This is a genomic window from Pseudomonas sp. GV085 (assembly GCF_003050925.1).
In the GTDB taxonomy this organism is placed as follows: Bacteria; Pseudomonadota; Gammaproteobacteria; order Pseudomonadales; family Pseudomonadaceae; genus Aquipseudomonas.
Map to the genome: position 1 here is coordinate 249,305 of NZ_QAOV01000004.1, position 16,332 is coordinate 265,636.

16 protein-coding genes are annotated in these 16,332 nt (G+C 58.8%); 15 read left to right on the forward strand and 1 reads right to left on the reverse strand.

What is annotated here, in order from left to right:
• Positions 1-58 precede the first annotated feature (58 nt).
• From C8K63_RS10670 to ispD, 7 genes are all read left to right on the forward strand, one after another.
• On the forward strand, positions 59-1,006 hold the full coding sequence (locus C8K63_RS10670) for an acetyl-CoA carboxylase carboxyltransferase subunit alpha (RefSeq protein ID WP_108216669.1): 948 nt from the start codon (positions 59-61) through the stop codon (positions 1,004-1,006).
• 131 nt (positions 1,007-1,137) lie between these two features.
• Complete coding sequence (tilS, locus tag C8K63_RS10680) at positions 1,138-2,466, forward strand: tRNA lysidine(34) synthetase TilS (protein ID WP_108216670.1); 1,329 nt, start codon at positions 1,138-1,140, stop codon at positions 2,464-2,466.
• 274 nt (positions 2,467-2,740) lie between these two features.
• Positions 2,741-4,372 carry a CTP synthase gene (locus C8K63_RS10685; RefSeq protein ID WP_095943886.1) on the forward strand — a complete coding sequence of 544 codons (1,632 nt, stop codon included), beginning with the start codon at positions 2,741-2,743 and terminating at the stop codon, positions 4,370-4,372.
• 5 nt (positions 4,373-4,377) lie between these two features.
• Positions 4,378-5,223 (forward strand): 3-deoxy-8-phosphooctulonate synthase, encoded by an 846-nt coding sequence (gene kdsA / locus C8K63_RS10690; RefSeq protein WP_084322286.1) that lies wholly within the window; start codon positions 4,378-4,380, stop codon positions 5,221-5,223.
• Between the two features lie 156 nt (positions 5,224-5,379).
• Entirely contained in the window at positions 5,380-6,669 is a 1,290-nt protein-coding gene (gene eno, locus C8K63_RS10695; RefSeq protein ID WP_056720952.1) for a phosphopyruvate hydratase, read from the forward strand.
• Positions 6,670-6,838: 169 nt separating this feature from the next.
• Entirely contained in the window at positions 6,839-7,117 is a 279-nt protein-coding gene (ftsB, locus tag C8K63_RS10700) for a cell division protein FtsB (RefSeq protein WP_008057335.1), read from the forward strand.
• Positions 7,114-7,821 carry a 2-C-methyl-D-erythritol 4-phosphate cytidylyltransferase gene (gene ispD / locus C8K63_RS10705; RefSeq protein WP_108216671.1) on the forward strand — a complete coding sequence of 236 codons (708 nt, stop codon included), beginning with the start codon at positions 7,114-7,116 and terminating at the stop codon, positions 7,819-7,821. The genes ftsB and ispD overlap by 4 nt, the downstream gene beginning before the upstream one ends.
• Before the next feature lie 103 nt (positions 7,822-7,924).
• Here the strand turns inward: ispD and C8K63_RS10710 are convergent, their stop codons facing one another.
• Entirely contained in the window at positions 7,925-8,821 is an 897-nt protein-coding gene (locus tag C8K63_RS10710; RefSeq protein WP_108216672.1) for a LysR substrate-binding domain-containing protein, read from the reverse strand.
• A gap of 106 nt (positions 8,822-8,927) precedes the next feature.
• Between C8K63_RS10710 and C8K63_RS10715 the strand changes: the two genes are divergently transcribed.
• The 8 genes from C8K63_RS10715 (at position 8,928) to rpoS (ending at position 16,064) form a co-directional block, all read left to right on the forward strand.
• Positions 8,928-10,040 (forward strand): S-(hydroxymethyl)glutathione dehydrogenase/class III alcohol dehydrogenase, encoded by a 1,113-nt coding sequence (locus C8K63_RS10715; RefSeq protein WP_108216673.1) that lies wholly within the window; start codon positions 8,928-8,930, stop codon positions 10,038-10,040.
• 8 nt (positions 10,041-10,048) lie between these two features.
• Positions 10,049-10,894 carry an S-formylglutathione hydrolase gene (fghA, locus tag C8K63_RS10720; protein WP_108216674.1) on the forward strand — a complete coding sequence of 282 codons (846 nt, stop codon included), beginning with the start codon at positions 10,049-10,051 and terminating at the stop codon, positions 10,892-10,894.
• Between the two features lie 43 nt (positions 10,895-10,937).
• A complete protein-coding gene (gene ispF, locus C8K63_RS10725; RefSeq protein WP_108216675.1) occupies positions 10,938-11,411 on the forward strand; it encodes a 2-C-methyl-D-erythritol 2,4-cyclodiphosphate synthase in 474 nt (157 codons plus the stop codon).
• Positions 11,408-12,466, forward strand: a complete 1,059-nt coding sequence (gene truD / locus C8K63_RS10730) for a tRNA pseudouridine(13) synthase TruD (protein ID WP_108216676.1) — start codon at positions 11,408-11,410, stop codon at positions 12,464-12,466. Before ispF ends, truD begins: the two co-directional genes overlap by 4 nt.
• A complete protein-coding gene (gene surE / locus C8K63_RS10735; protein ID WP_108216677.1) occupies positions 12,454-13,203 on the forward strand; it encodes a 5'/3'-nucleotidase SurE in 750 nt (249 codons plus the stop codon). The genes truD and surE overlap by 13 nt, the downstream gene beginning before the upstream one ends.
• A gap of 41 nt (positions 13,204-13,244) precedes the next feature.
• Positions 13,245-13,880: a protein-L-isoaspartate(D-aspartate) O-methyltransferase gene (locus tag C8K63_RS10740; RefSeq protein WP_177323574.1), complete on the forward strand. Its 636-nt coding sequence runs from the start codon at positions 13,245-13,247 to the stop codon at positions 13,878-13,880.
• 212 nt (positions 13,881-14,092) lie between these two features.
• A complete protein-coding gene (locus C8K63_RS10745; RefSeq protein WP_108216678.1) occupies positions 14,093-14,950 on the forward strand; it encodes a peptidoglycan DD-metalloendopeptidase family protein in 858 nt (285 codons plus the stop codon).
• A gap of 106 nt (positions 14,951-15,056) precedes the next feature.
• Entirely contained in the window at positions 15,057-16,064 is a 1,008-nt protein-coding gene (gene rpoS / locus C8K63_RS10750; RefSeq protein WP_108216679.1) for an RNA polymerase sigma factor RpoS, read from the forward strand.
• Positions 16,065-16,332: the final 268 nt, after the last annotated feature.

The window sequence follows — 16,332 nt, forward strand, 5'->3', positions numbered from 1 at the left end:
GCGAATAGACAACCGGCCGGCCCAAGATCCCTTGGGACTCGACCCAAGACGGACGCCTATGAACCCGAATTTTCTAGATTTCGAACAGCCGATCGCCGACCTGCAAGCCAAGATCGAAGAGTTGCGCTTGGTCGGTAATGACAATTCGCTGAATATCGGCGATGAGATCTCCCGCCTGCAGGACAAGAGCAAAACGCTGACCGAAGACATTTTCGGCAAGCTGACCAGCTGGCAGATCGCACGTCTGGCGCGTCACCCGAAACGTCCCTATACCCTGGACTACATCGAACACATCTTCACCGAGTTCGATGAGTTGCACGGTGACCGTCACTTCTCCGACGACGCTGCCATCGTTGGCGGTATTGCCCGTCTGGACGACCAGCCGGTGATGATCATCGGTCACCAGAAGGGCCGTGAAGTACGCGAGAAAGTTCGCCGCAACTTCGGCATGCCACGTCCGGAAGGCTACCGCAAGGCTTGCCGCCTGATGGAAATGGCCGAGCGTTTCAAAATGCCGATCCTGACCTTCATTGACACTCCCGGCGCCTACCCTGGCATCGACGCCGAAGAGCGTAACCAGAGCGAAGCGATCGCCTGGAACCTGCGTGTCATGGCTCGTCTGAAAACCCCAATCATCGCCACCGTGATCGGTGAGGGTGGTTCCGGTGGTGCACTGGCGATCGGTGTCTGCGACCAGTTGAACATGCTGCAGTACTCGACCTACGCGGTGATCTCGCCGGAAGGTTGCGCTTCGATTCTGTGGAAAACCGCCGAGAAAGCACCGGATGCCGCAGAAGCGATGGGCATCACCGCCGAGCGCCTCAAGGGTCTTGGTATCGTGGACAAGGTGATTGGCGAGCCATTGGGCGGTGCGCACCGTGATCCGGCCACCGCAGCGGCATCGATCCGCGCCGAGTTGAGCTCGCAACTGGCGATGCTGAAGAAGTTCGATAACGACGCGCTGCTGGCCCGTCGTTATGAGCGTCTGATGAGCTACGGTCTCTAACTGACCTCGCGGTACCCTTGTAGGAGCTGCCGCAGGCTGCGATCTTTTGATCTTGTTTTTTAAAATCGAAGTCAAAAGATCGCAGCCTGCGGCAGCTCCTACAGGGTATTTATGTGAGGCGATCGATCCTGATGAATCCTTCCGATCTTGATTGGCCTGCCAGGCTTCTGCTGAGTCTGCAGCCTTGGCGCAACGCCACAGCCTGGCGCATCGCCTTCTCCGGTGGCCTGGACTCCACCGTCCTGCTGCACCTTCTTGCACACCTCGCAAGAACCGAATCCCTGCCGGCGCTGAGTGCCATCCACGTTCATCACGGCCTTCAAGCCGTGGCCGATGCGTGGCCGGAGCATTGTCGTTCTGTGTGCGCTGCGCTGGGCGTCCCGTTGCAGATCGTTTGCGTACAGGTGAAGCCAGGCGCCAGCCTGGAGCGTGCAGCCCGGGACGCGCGTTATCACGCATTCATCGAAGTGACTCGGCCCGGTGAAGTGCTGCTGACAGCCCAGCACCGCGACGATCAGGCGGAAACCCTGTTGTTTCGTCTGTTGCGCGGAGCGGGCGTGCGCGGATTGTCCGGTATGCCGCGTCAACGCCCGTTGGGTAGAGGGCATCTGCTGCGGCCATTGCTTGATGTCACGCGGGCTGAACTGGAGGCTTATGCCGGTGCGCACGGCTTGAGCTGGATTGAAGATCCCTCGAACCAGGATCGGCAGTACTCGCGCAATTACCTTAGGCATCAAGTCTTCCCCGTGCTGATCCAGCGCTGGCCGCAAGCGGTGGCGACCATGGCCCGCAGCGCGGCGCATTTGACTGAAGCGCAGGGGTTGCTCGAAGAGCTGGCCGACATGGATTTGCGTGAGGCCAGCGCTGCCAGTGAGTTCGACTGGCTGGGGTTGCGATCCCTTGAACTGGCGCCGCTTGCGCAATTGTCTGTTGCCCGGCAGCGCAATGCCTTGAGTCATTGGCTCGAACCGTTGACCCGTCTGCCGGACACCGACCATTGGTCGGGTTGGGAGGATTTGCGCGACGCCAACGGCGATGCCTGTCCGGTGTGGCGGCTGGCGGACGGTGAACTGCACCGTGCAGGCGGGCGGATCTGGTGGCTGTCCGGTTGCTGGTTGCGTCCACTGCCCGTCGCCGGAGCGTGGCAGGATCCGGCGTCACCGCTGGCTATCCCGGACAACGGCGTGCTTTCGCTCACCGGGCAAATACCCGATGGCCCGTTACAGATCCGCTATCGTGAAGGGGGAGAGGTCATGATTTTGCCTGGCCGCGGCCATCGGGACCTGAAACGTTTGCTCAATGAAAACGGTGTACCGTCCTTCGTACGCGGCAGATTGCCGCTGCTCTACAAAAACGACCAATTGCTGGCAGTGGCGAACCTGAAAGGACTCGACGGTAGTGTGAGCGGAGGCTGGAATTTACATTGGCAGCCACCAGGCGAGGATCTGGGTTTGAGATGAAAGGGGCTTTCCGGTAGACTACGCTCCCTTCTTGATACAACTTCTGTGGATTCGCCTGAATTGCAGGAGTTGCCGATTACCAGGCAGTCTTTGCTGGGCGATTCCAAAAAATGTGTAGCGAGCAACGAACCGGTGTTTCATTTTCCGGTCTGTCCCAACGCGGCGGTTTTTTTGAAAGGTGCACTGTGATTAATGCAGGTGATCGGGGGCTTCGGCCTTCCTTCGCTTTCCCCGGCGGCTCGGACCGCTTTAACGCAGACTTCTAGGGTTTTTCATGACGCGCTACATATTCGTCACGGGCGGTGTTGTTTCTTCATTGGGGAAAGGCATTGCATCGGCATCATTGGCGGCCATCCTGGAGGCGCGGGGACTTAAGGTCACCATGCTGAAGCTGGACCCGTACATCAACGTCGACCCGGGCACCATGAGCCCGTTCCAGCACGGTGAAGTGTTCGTCACTCACGACGGCGCCGAGACCGACCTGGACCTGGGCCACTACGAGCGGTTCATCCGCACGACCATGACCCAGAACAACAACTTCACCACCGGCCGTGTCTACGAACACGTCCTGCGCAAAGAGCGCCGTGGTGACTACCTGGGTGCAACCATCCAGGTGATCCCGCACATCACCGACGAAATCAAGCGCCGCATCATCAAGGGTGCGGGCGACGCTGACGTGGCTATGGTCGAGATCGGCGGCACCGTGGGTGACATCGAGTCGCAACCGTTCCTCGAGGCGATCCGCCAACTGCGTTTCGAAGTCGGCGCCAAGCGCGCGATGCTGATGCACCTGACACTGGTGCCGTACATCGCCACTGCCGGCGAAACCAAGACCAAGCCAACCCAGCACTCGGTGAAGGAACTGCGTTCCATCGGCCTGCAACCTGACGTGCTGGTCTGCCGCTCCGACCACCCGATCGATATTTCCTCGCGTCGCAAGATCGCGCAATTCACCAACGTTGAAGAGCGTGCGGTGATCGGCCTGGAAGACGCTGACACCATCTACAAGATCCCGGGCATCCTGCATTCCCAGGGCCTGGACGATTTCGTCGTCGAGCGTTTCGGCCTGCAATGCGGCGGTGCCGATCTGTCCGAGTGGGAAGCCGTGGTCGACGCCAAGCTCAACCCTGAGCACGAAGTCACCATCGCCATGGTCGGCAAGTACATGGAACTGCTGGACGCCTACAAGTCGCTGATCGAAGCGATGAGTCATGCCGGCATCAGCAACCGTACCAAGGTCAACCTGCGCTACATCGATTCCGAAGACATCGAGAACCAGGGCACTGCGTTGCTGGAAGGCGTCGATGCCATCCTGGTACCTGGCGGCTTCGGTCTGCGTGGCGTTGAAGGCAAGATCACTGCCGTTCAATACGCTCGCGAAAACAAGGTTCCGTACCTGGGCATCTGCCTAGGCATGCAAGTGGCCGTTATCGAGTTCGCCCGTAACGTGATGGGCTGGAAAGACGCCAACTCCACCGAGTTCGATCGTGCAAGCGGTCACCCGGTCGTGGGCCTGATCACCGAGTGGGAAGATGCCACCGGCGCTGTCGAAACCCGTACCGAAACTTCCGATCTGGGCGGCACCATGCGCCTGGGTGCGCAGGATTGCCTGCTGGAGCCGGGCTCCCTGGTCCACGGTTGCTACGGCAAGGATGTGATTGTCGAGCGTCATCGTCATCGCTACGAAGTGAACAACAACCTGCTGCCGCAAATCATGGAGGCTGGTTTGAAAATCTCCGGTCGCTCCGGGGATGGCGCACTGGTTGAAGTGGTTGAAGCTCCGGATCACCCATGGTTCGTCGCTTGCCAGTTCCACCCAGAGTTCACCTCGACGCCACGCGACGGTCACCCGCTGTTCAGCGGTTTCGTCAAGGCAGCGTTGACTCAACACCAGAAGAAGGCGTAACCCCGATGGCACAGAAGATCATCCGCGTCGGCGACATCGAGATTGCCAACGACAAACCCATGGTGCTGTTCGGCGGCATGAATGTGCTGGAAAGCCGTGACATGGCAATGCAGGTTTGCGAAGAGTATGTGAAGGTCACCGAAAAGCTCGGTATCCCTTACGTGTTCAAGGCCAGTTTCGATAAGGCCAACCGGTCTTCTGTGACCTCCTATCGTGGTCCTGGCCTGGAAGAGGGCATGCGCATCTTCCAGGACATCAAGCAAGCCTTCGGCGTGCCGATCATCACCGACGTCCACGAACCTGAGCAGGCCGCGGTCGTCGCTGAAGTCTGCGACATCATCCAGTTGCCAGCCTTCCTGTCACGCCAGACCGACCTCGTGGTCGCGATGGCCAAGACCGGTGCAGTGATCAACATCAAGAAAGCCCAGTTCCTCGCGCCTCAGGAAATGAAACACATCCTGAACAAATGCGTAGAAGCCGGTAACGATCAGTTGATCCTCTGCGAGCGTGGTTCGAGCTTCGGCTACAACAACCTGGTCGTCGACATGCTCGGCTTCGGCATCATGAAGCAGTTTGAATACCCGGTGTTCTTCGACGTGACCCATGCGCTGCAAATGCCTGGCGGTCGTTCCGATTCCGCCGGTGGTCGTCGCGCCCAGGTCCTCGATCTGGCAAAAGCCGGCATGAGCCAGTCCCTGGCCGGCCTGTTCCTGGAAGCCCACCCGGATCCGGACAACGCCAAATGCGACGGTCCTTGCGCCTTGCGCCTGGACAAACTGGAGCCATTCCTGGCCCAGCTCAAGGCTTTGGACGAACTGGTGAAGAGTTTTCCGACGGTAGAAACCGCGTAATTCTCAATTCTCCGGTAAAGTACCGCACGATTTAACGCTCAGGCCCTCGGGCCTGAGCCTTGTCGTCTGCAAGACAGCCCGCTGCACCTCACTTGCCGACGATTGAAGATTTCCTACAGCTGCGTCGTTTTCGTCAACTTTGGAGTGTTTACAACAATGGCTAAAATCGTCGACATCAAAGGTCGTGAAGTTCTCGACTCCCGTGGCAATCCCACCGTGGAAGCGGACGTGCTTCTCGACAACGGCATCATCGGCAGTGCCTGCGCGCCGTCCGGTGCTTCCACTGGCTCGCGTGAAGCGCTCGAGCTGCGTGATGGCGACAAGAGCCGTTACCTGGGCAAGGGCGTTCTGAAGGCAGTAGCCAACATCAACGGTCCGATCCGCGACCTGTTGAAAGGCATGGACCCAAGCGACCAGAAAGCGCTCGATCTGGCAATGATCAAGCTCGACGGTACTGAAAACAAAGGCTCCCTGGGCGCCAACGCGATCCTCGCCGTTTCCCTGGCCGCGGCCAAGGCAGCAGCACAGGACCAGGACCTGCCGCTGTACGCTCACATCGCCAACCTGAACGGCACCCCGGGTGTCTACTCGATGCCGGTTCCGATGATGAACATCATCAACGGCGGCGAGCACGCCGATAACAACGTCGACATCCAGGAATTCATGGTTCAGCCGGTTGGCGCCAAGTCTTTCTCGGAAGGTCTGCGCATGGGCACCGAGATTTTCCACCACCTCAAAGCTGTGCTGAAGGCCCGTGGCCTGAGCACTGCCGTGGGTGACGAAGGTGGTTTCGCGCCGAACCTGGCTTCCAACGAAGACGCTTTGAAAGTGATCTCCGAAGCCGTGGCCAACGCCGGTTACAAGCTGGGCACCGACGTGACCCTGGCTCTGGACTGCGCAGCCAGCGAATTCTACGAAGACGGCAAGTACAACCTGTCCGGCGAAGGCCAGGTGTTCACCGCCGAAGGTTTCGCTGACTACCTCAAAGGCCTGACCGAGCGCTACCCGATCATCTCCATCGAAGATGGCCTGGACGAGTCCGACTGGGCTGGCTGGAAGATCCTCACCGACAAGATCGGCGAGAAAACCCAACTGGTAGGCGACGACCTGTTCGTCACCAACACCAAGATCCTGAAAGAAGGCATCGACAAGAAGATCGCCAACTCGATCCTGATCAAGTTCAACCAGATCGGCACCCTGACCGAAACCCTGGAAGCCATCCAGATGGCCAAGGCTGCCGGTTACACCGCCGTGATCTCGCACCGCTCCGGCGAAACCGAAGACTCGACCATTGCCGACCTGGCCGTGGGCACCTCGGCTGGCCAGATCAAGACCGGTTCCCTGTGCCGTTCCGACCGCGTTTCCAAGTACAACCAACTGCTGCGTATCGAAGAGCAGTTGAACGGCAAAGCCAAGTACAACGGTCGCAGCGAGTTCCGCGGTTAAGCGGTAACTGGTAAAAAGACACCGGATTGTGTCGGAAAAATCGCTACAGCGACGTTTTTGCCACTAATCTGATGCCTTATAAGCACAAGCCTGGTTCTTCCAGGCTTCGTGCTATCAGAAGCTTCACGTTTGGCATGGCTGTCTTTTTTCACTGGATACCTGATATTCGATGCGCAGTCCCAATTGGTTGTTCCTCGTCTTGCTCCTGCTGCTGGCTGGCCTGCAGTACCGCTTGTGGGTGGGTAATGGCAGCCTGGCGCAAGTGGCCGAGTTGACTCAGCAGATTGCCGATCAGCAAGCTGAGAACCAGACATTGCTGGAACGCAATCGGGTGATGGACGCTGAAGTCAGTGAGTTGAAAAAGGGCATGGAGACCGTTGAAGAGCGGGCTCGCCATGAGTTGGGCATGGTCAAGGACGGTGAAACCCTTTACCAGCTCGCGCAATGAACCAGACCTTGCCGGCCTTCTGGGCCGTGATTCCTGCCGCGGGCGTCGGTGCCCGTATGGCTGCAGACCGTCCCAAGCAATACTTGCAACTGGGCGGGCGCACTATTCTCGAACACAGCCTCGGCTGTTTCCTTGGTCATCCAGGCCTGAAAGGTCTGGTGGTCAGTCTTGCTGTTGACGATCCTTATTGGCCGAACCTGGCGTGTGCCAGTGATCCGCGTATTGCCCGGGTCGAGGGTGGCTCCGAACGTTCCGGGTCGGTGCTCAATGCGTTGCTGCACCTGCATGCGCAAGGTGCCGACGATGAGGATTGGGTACTGGTTCACGATGCCGCACGGCCGAACCTCAGTCGTGGCGATCTGGACAAGCTGCTGGCTGAGCTGGCAGACGATCCTGTCGGCGGACTGCTGGCGGTTCCGGCTCGGGATACGCTCAAGCGAGTCGACAAGCACGGTCGCGTGGTCGAAACCGTGGATCGCAGCGTGATCTGGCAGGCCTACACACCGCAGATGTTTCGCCTTGGGGCGTTGCATCGGGCTTTGGCGGACAGTCTGGTGGCCGATGCCGTTATTACTGACGAAGCTTCGGCGATGGAGTGGGCCGGTTCGGCCCCACGTCTGATCGAAGGACGGTCCGACAACCTCAAGGTCACGCGTCCTGAAGACCTTGAATGGTTGAGGCAGCGTTGGGCCAATCGTCGCTAAAAGATCGCAGCCTGCGGCAGCTCCTACAGGATTTCAGGTGATCCGCAAATGGATGTCGTACCCGTTCTCTGTAGGAGCTGCCGCAGGCTGCGATCTTTTGATCTTAAATCCTGTACTCCTGCCTTTCTGCCAATCCCTCCTTCAAAAAATCCACCAACTTGCGCACCTTCGGAGACAAATGCCGCTGCTGCGGATACAGCGCCCAAACCGCCGTGTTCGGTGGTTGATGTGCTTCCAGCAATGAAATCAACGCGCCGCTATTCAAATGTTCCAGCACGTAATAGTCCGGCAACTGACACAGTCCTACGCCTTGCAGCGCGGCATCCAGTACGGCTTGCCCACTGTTGCAACGCCAGTTTCCCTGCACCCTTTGCGAAAACTCCCGCCCGTTCTGTTCCAGTTGCCATAAGTCCGAGCTGCCGATTAGGCAGTTGTGGCGACTGAGTTCCGACAGGCTGTGCGGCCGACCGTAATGCTCAATGTAAGAAGGCGATGCGCAGAGAAACATACGCCGTGGCGCGAGGCGGGTGGCGACCAGCCGTGAGTCCTGCAAACGCCCGAGGCGAATCGCCAGGTCGAGGCCTTCGTGCACCAGGTCAAGCTGGCGATTGGTCAGTTCAATGTCGATGCGCAGTTGCGGATACAGCCCCATGAAGCGGGTCACCAGCGGCACAATGAAGCGCTCGCCGTACGCCACGGCGCAGGTCATGCGCAGCATGCCCTTGGGTTCGCTGGTCAGGTCGCCCACCGCCCGCAAGGCCTCTTCGCGGCCGTCCTGCAAACGCTGGCAGTGCTGCAGGAAGGTTTGCCCGGCTTCGGTCAGCGTGACCCGGCGAGTACTGCGATAGAGCAGACGGGTTTGCAGGCGCTCTTCGAGGCGTACGATTTGTCGACTGATATGGGAAGAAGAAACCCCGAGGCGTTCCGCGGCAGCGGTAAACTGGCTGCATTCAGCCACGGCGACAAATTCGTCGATTCCTTCCCAGCGGTTTTCGGACATGGATGATTATCCCTGTGCAGCAATAATGTTTTGCTTTTGTCCGGATTATTCACTGTAAGGCGCTGTATTACACTCCCTGTCTCGTTTTCTTCACTGGAGAGTCATCATGATCAAGTCGCGCGCCGCCGTTGCCTTCGAGGCCAAGAAACCCCTCGAAATCGTTGAAGTCGATGTCGCTATGCCCAAGGCCGGCGAAGTCTTGCTGCGCGTGGTGGCTTCCGGTGTCTGCCATACCGATGCCTACACCTTGTCCGGCGCTGATCCGGAAGGCATCTTCCCGTCGATCCTCGGCCATGAGGGTGGGGCGATCGTGGAAGCGATTGGCGAGGGCGTGACTTCCCTTGCGGTCGGCGACCATGTGATCCCGCTGTACACCCCGGAATGCGGCAAGTGCAAATTCTGTCTGTCGGGCAAAACCAACCTCTGCCAGGCGATTCGAGCGACCCAGGGTAAAGGCCTGATGCCGGATGGCACTTCGCGTTTTTCCTACAAGGGCGAAACGATTTTTCATTACATGGGCACCTCGACTTTTTCCGAGTACACCGTGCTGCCAGAAATCTCCGTCGCCAAGATTCCTAAAGAAGCACCGCTGGAAAAAGTCTGCCTGTTGGGCTGCGGTGTCACCACCGGCATCGGTGCGGTACTCAACACCGCGAAGGTGAAACCGGGTGACACCGTAGCCATTTTCGGCCTCGGCGGCATCGGTCTGTCGGCTGTCATTGGCGCTGTCAAAGCCAAGGCTGCCCGTATCATCGCGATCGACATCAATCCGGCGAAATTCGAAATCGCCAAACAGTTGGGTGCAACCGACTGCGTGAATCCGAAGGACTTCGATCGCCCGATCCAGGAAGTCATCGTCGACATGACCGATGGTGGCGTCGATTTTTCATTCGAGTGCATCGGCAACGTGCAACTGATGCGCGCGGCGCTGGAGTGCTGCCACAAGGGCTGGGGCGAATCGGTCATCATCGGCGTTGCCGGTGCCGGGCAGGAAATCTCGACCCGTCCGTTCCAGTTGGTCACCGGTCGTGTCTGGCGCGGTTCGGCGTTTGGTGGCGTGCGCGGCCGTACCGAATTGCCAAGCTATGTGGAAATGGCCGAGTCCGGTGAGATTCCGCTGGATACCTTCATCACCCACACCATGGGCCTTGAAGATATCAACAAGGCGTTTGACCTGATGCATGAAGGAAAAAGCATTCGCTCCGTCATCCATTTCTGAGGTCTGTCATGAGCCTGGAAAATATCTCCTGCCAGAAAAGCTTCGGCGGCTGGCACAAGCGCTATCGCCATCGCTCGGAAGTGCTCGGCTGCGACATGGTGTTCGCCGTCTACCTGCCACCGCAGGCGGAGCAGGGCGGCAAATTGCCGGTGTTGTACTGGTTGTCCGGCCTGACCTGCACCGACGAGAACTTCATGCAAAAGGCCGGCGCCATGCGCATGGCCGCCGAGTTGGGGCTGATCATCGTCGCACCGGACACCAGCCCTCGCGGTCCTGATGTGCCGGGCGATCCGGATGGCACCTGGGACTTCGGCCTTGGCGCCGGGTTTTATCTGAATGCAACCCAGGAACCCTGGTCGCGCCACTATCGGATGCATGACTATGTCGTGCAGGAATTGCCGACATTGGTCGAAGCCCATTTCCCTGCGTCGGACAAACGCGGCATCAGTGGCCATTCCATGGGCGGCCACGGTGCGCTGGTCTGCGCATTGCGCAATCCGGGGCGCTATCTGTCGGTATCGGCGTTCTCGCCCATCAACAATCCGATGGATTGCCCGTGGGGGCAGAAAGCCTTCTCCCGCTATCTGGGAGAGGACCGTTCGAAATGGCGCGAATGGGATGCCTGCGCGTTGATTGCCGAGGCTGATGAAAAGCTGTCGCTGTTGGTCGACCAAGGTGATCGCGATGATTTCCTCGCCAACCAGCTCAAGCCGGACGCCTTGCAGCAGGCGGCCAAACTGGCGGGTCACCCGTTGACGTTGCGCCTGCAACCCGGCTATGACCACAGCTATTTCTTCATCGCCAGTTTCATTGACGACCACTTGCGGCATCACGCGCATGCTCTAGGTGCCTAATGCAGGTAGAATCACGCCCTGACAAAAATCGGGGCGTTTTTTTATGCGTATTGGCCACGGCTATGATGTGCACCGTTTCACTGAAGGCGACTTCATCACTCTGGGCGGCGTGCGCATTGCACACAGCTTCGGGCTGCTCGCTCACTCTGACGGTGACGTCCTCTTGCACGCCTTGAGCGATGCCTTGCTCGGCGCCGCGGCGCTGGGAGACATCGGCAAGCATTTCCCGGATACCGACCCGCAATTCAAGGGCGCCGACAGCCGTGCGCTGTTGCGTCACGTCGTCGCGCTGGTCCATGCCAAGGGCTGGAAAGTCGGCAACGTCGATAACACCATTGTCGCCCAGACGCCGAAAATGGCCCCGCATATCGAATCGATGCGCGCGCTGATTGCCGCGGATCTTCAAGTAGAGTTGGATCAAGTGAACGTGAAAGCTACCACCACCGAAAAGCTCGGCTTTGTCGGTCGCGAAGAGGGCATTGCCGTGCACTCCGTTGCCTTGTTGCTGCGCGCATGAACGAGGCGCAACTGCTCGGCCCGCGGGCCTATGGTGAGCCCCTCGGCACCGCGGTACTGAAAGCCATCGCGGAAGATTTCCAGGTCGACGAAGTCCTCGACATCCCCCTGAGTGGCGAAGGCGAACACTTGTGGATCTGGGTGGAAAAGCGCGGTCTGAACACAGAAGAAGCGGCACGACGGATTGCCAAGGCAGCAGGTGTGCCATTGCGCACCGTCAGCTATGCCGGGCTCAAGGATCGTCAGGCGTTGACTCGCCAGTGGTTCAGCGTGCAACTGCCGGGCAAGGCCGACCCTGATCTGTCGGCCGCGCAAAACGATACGCTGAAGATTCTCAAGACCGCCCGCCACAAGCGCAAGTTGCAACGCGGTGCGCACTCGGCCAACGGCTTCACCTTGCGCCTGACGCAATTCGCCGGCGACAAGCCTGCGCTTGAAGAGCGTCTGCAACTGATTGCCAAACAAGGTATCCCCAATTATTTCGGCGCCCAGCGTTTCGGCCATGACGGCGGCAACGTCGTCGACGCACGCGCCTGGGCCGCGCGCAAGGCTTTGCCGGAGCAGCGCAATGTGCGCTCGCGTCTGCTTTCCACTGCGCGCAGTTTTCTGTTCAATCAGGTGCTGGCCGCGCGTGTCGCCGATGGCACCTGGCAGCGTGCCTTGGTGGGCGATCTGCTGGCGTTCACCGACAGTCGCAGCTTTTTCCCGGCAGGCGAAGCCGAGTGCAGCGACCCGCGCCTGGCGATTCTCGATCTGCACCCGACCGGTCCGCAGTGGGGCGAAGGTGACTCGCCGGCCACGGGCGTTGTCCATGAACTGGAGCAGGCCATCGCCGCACGCGAAGCAGATTTGCGTGACTGGTTGATCAACGCCGGTATGAGCCACGAACGTCGCATCCTGCGGCTGCCCATTGGCGGGCTGACGTGGCATTATCCCGAGCCTGACATTCTGCAACTGGAATTCATCCTGCCGGCCGGATGCTTCGCCACCGTATTGGTGCGTGAGCTTGTTGATCTGGTGCCGGTGGGGCAGACGGACAGCCCATGCGTATTCTGATTTCTAACGACGATGGGGTAACCGCACCCGGTCTCGCCGCGCTTTATGCTGCGCTGGCGGATTACACCGAATGCGTGGTTATCGCCCCGGACCAGGACAAAAGCGGCGCCAGCAGTTCGCTGACGCTCGACCGTCCGTTGCACCCGCAAACCCTGGCCAACGGCTTTATCAGCCTCAACGGCACACCCACCGATTGCGTGCACCTGGGCCTCAACGGCCTGCTGGAGCGCGAAGCGGACATGGTGGTTTCCGGTATCAACCTGGGCGCGAACCTGGGGGACGATGTCCTGTATTCCGGTACGGTGGCGGCGGCCCTTGAGGGGCGTTTCCTGAAACACCCTTCATTTGCCTTTTCGCTGGTCTCACGTCAGGTAGAGAACCTTCCCACAGCTGCCTATTTCGCGCGCAAACTGGTCGAAGCCCATGCTGACCTGGATCTGCCGCCGCGTACGGTACTGAACGTGAACATTCCCAATTTGCCGCTGGACCATATCCGCGGTATCCAGCTGACCCGCCTGGGTCATCGCGCCCGTGCCGCGGCACCGATGAAAGTGGTGGATCCGCGGGGCAAGTCCGGTTACTGGATCGCGGCGGCCGGGGATGCCGAAGACGGTGGCCCGGGTACCGATTTCCATGCAGTGATGCAGGGTTATGTTTCGATCACGCCGTTGCAACTGGATCGCACCTTCAATGATGCCTTCAGAAGTCTGGACGGCTGGCTGGAGGGACTGCGCTGATGGGTCGCGAACAAGACGATATGCTGCGTCGCGGCATTGGCATGACCTCCCAGCGAACCCGGGAGCGGCTCATCCAGCGCCTGTACGAAGAAGGTATCTCCAACGCCAGGGTGCTGGAGGTCATTCGCCGGACCCCGCGCCACCTGTTCGTCGACGAAGCGCTGGCGCATCGTGCTTATGAAGACACAGCGCTGCCGATCGGCAATAACCAGACTATCTCCCAGCCATATATGGTGGCGCGCATGAGCGAGCTGCTGCTGGAGGCAGGTCCCCTCGACAAGGTGCTGGAGATCGGCACCGGCTCGGGTTATCAGACGGCGGTGCTGTCGCAACTCGTCGAGCGTGTGTTCTCGGTCGAGCGCATCAAGGTTTTGCAGGATCGTGCGAAGGAACGTCTGGTCGAACTGAACCTGCGCAACGTGGTGTTCCGCTGGGGCGATGGCTGGGAGGGCTGGCCGGCACTGGCGCCGTACAACGGGATTATCGTCACTGCAGTGGCGACCGATGTGCCCCAGGCATTGCTTGACCAGTTGGCACCGGGAGGCCGAATGGTGATCCCTGTCGGGTCCGGAGAAGTCCAGCAATTGATGCTGATCATTCGCGAGGAACAGGGTTTTTCCAGGCATGTTCTGGGGGCTGTACGCTTCGTGCCATTGCTCAATGGGCCACTGGCCTGAGCATTTGTTTCGGCACGCTGAATTCTCTGCGATTGCCTTTGTCTTACAGCGGCATCGTGCGGTTAAACGGGATTCATCGTCAGGCAGCAAACGTGTGCGCGACACCGATTCGCTACATTAAAGGTACAGCGTGCACGGCCCGTTATACTTGCGACAGTTCATTGCCGAAATCCGGCATTTCACATTTTCAGCCACCACAGAGGGAGCGGCGGGTGAGTCTCACAGTCATTGCGCAGCGAATGAGTAAAACGAGTTTTCAGCGCCTGGTGACTGGCCTTGTCTTGAGCACCTTGCTGGTCGGTTGTTCCAGCAACAAATCCAGCGATGTTCGTGTCGTGGACAGCAACAATGCCGCGCCTCAGCGCCCGGTCGTGACCACGGGACAATACGTCGTTCGGCCCAAGGACACCCTGTTCTCCATCGCCTTTCGTTACGGCTGGGACTACAAGGCCCTGGCGGCACGCAATAACATTCCTGCGCCTTACACCATTCGTCCGGGTCAGACGATTCGCTTTGATGGTCGCACCGATTCAACGTCGACGACGGTGGTCAGTTCGTCCAGTTCAACACCTTCGTCGTCGAGTAAAACAACGGTCATCCGTCGTCCGGTAAACGGTGCGACCACCAGCACGACAACGATTGTACCGTCCGTCGCGAACAAGCCTGCCCCGGCTCCATTGCCCCCTCCCGGGCCAGCCCCGACCGGCTGGGGATGGCCATCTAATGGCATTCTTATCGGGAAATTCTCTTCAAACGGTAGTTTGAATAAAGGAATTGATATCGCCGGAGATTTGGGACAGCCTGTTTTAGCTGCGTCTGATGGGACGGTGGTGTATGCCGGGAGTGGCTTAAGGGGCTACGGCGAATTAGTGATCATCAAACACAGTGAAACCTACGTCAGTGCCTACGGACATAACCGCAGGCTTTTGGTTCGGGAGGGGCAGCAGGTCAAGGTCGGACAGACAATTGCCGAAATGGGGTCAACGGGTACAGACCGGGTGAAACTGCATTTTGAGATTCGCCGCCAGGGTAAACCTGTAGATCCGCTGCAATTCCTGCCACGTCGTTGATCGCTTACCAGCCTGTTCCGTCGCGTAGAGGGGAACAGGCTCCAGCGTTGCCAGGGAGAAAGGCGCCGCTTGAGCTTGAGGTCGAACTCACCAAAGGACTATAACAATGGCTCTCAGTAAAGAAGTGCCGGAGTTTGACATCGACGATGAGGTTCTCCTGATGGAGAGCAGCATCGATATGGATTCGATGTCGAATGATGAAGGGGCGGCTCCACCTTCCGTTCGTGCCAAATCCAAACACTCCGCATCGTTGAAACAACACAAGTACATTGACTACACGCGGGCACTTGATGCCACGCAGCTGTATCTCAATGAAATTGGTTTCTCTCCCCTGCTGTCACCCGAAGAAGAAGTTCATTTTGCGCGCCTGTCGCAAAGTGGCGATCCGGCCGGGCGCAAACGCATGATTGAAAGTAACCTGCGGCTGGTGGTGAAAATCGCCCGACGCTACGTCAATCGTGGGTTGTCGCTGCTGGACCTGATCGAAGAGGGCAACCTCGGCTTGATCCGGGCGGTGGAGAAGTTCGATCCGGAACGCGGTTTCCGCTTCTCGACCTACGCGACCTGGTGGATTCGCCAGACCATCGAACGCGCAATCATGAATCAGACCCGGACCATCCGGTTGCCGATCCATGTGGTCAAAGAGCTGAATGTGTACCTGCGGGCTGCGCGGGAGTTGACGCAAAAACTCGACCATGAACCCTCACCCGAAGAAATCGCCAACCTGCTGGAAAAGCCGGTTGGAGAGGTCAAGCGTATGCTCGGCCTGAACGAGCGGGTTTCTTCGGTCGACGTCTCGTTGGGTCCGGACTCGGATAAAACCCTGCTTGATACCCTGACTGACGACCGTCCAACCGATCCATGCGAACTGCTGCAGGACGACGACCTGTCCCAGAGCATCGATCAATGGCTCTCGGAGCTGACCGACAAGCAACGCGAAGTGGTAGTACGCCGCTTCGGCCTGCGCGGTCATGAAAGCAGCACCCTTGAAGACGTAGGCCTGGAAATCGGCCTGACCCGTGAGCGGGTCAGACAGATTCAGGTCGAAGGCTTGAAGCGGCTGCGCGAGATCCTGGAAAAAAATGGTCTGTCGAGCGAGTCGCTGTTCCAATAAGGCGCTCACTGCGATGGCATAAAAAACCCCGACCGGATCGGGGTTTTTTATTGTCTGAGCAGAAGAACGAGTCCACTCGGGATTTTGGTTTCGTGCTGTAAGTCCAGGCTTACACTTGCGTAAGTGTTCGTTATTTTTACACCCTGGCAATCGTCCATACTGAACTCTATTTTCCTATATCTTTATGATTTATATGGCTATTTTTTATTGTTGATGAAGTGTGATAGTTAGAATTCGCGCCAAGGGGGCGGTTGATCTTCGAGGGGAA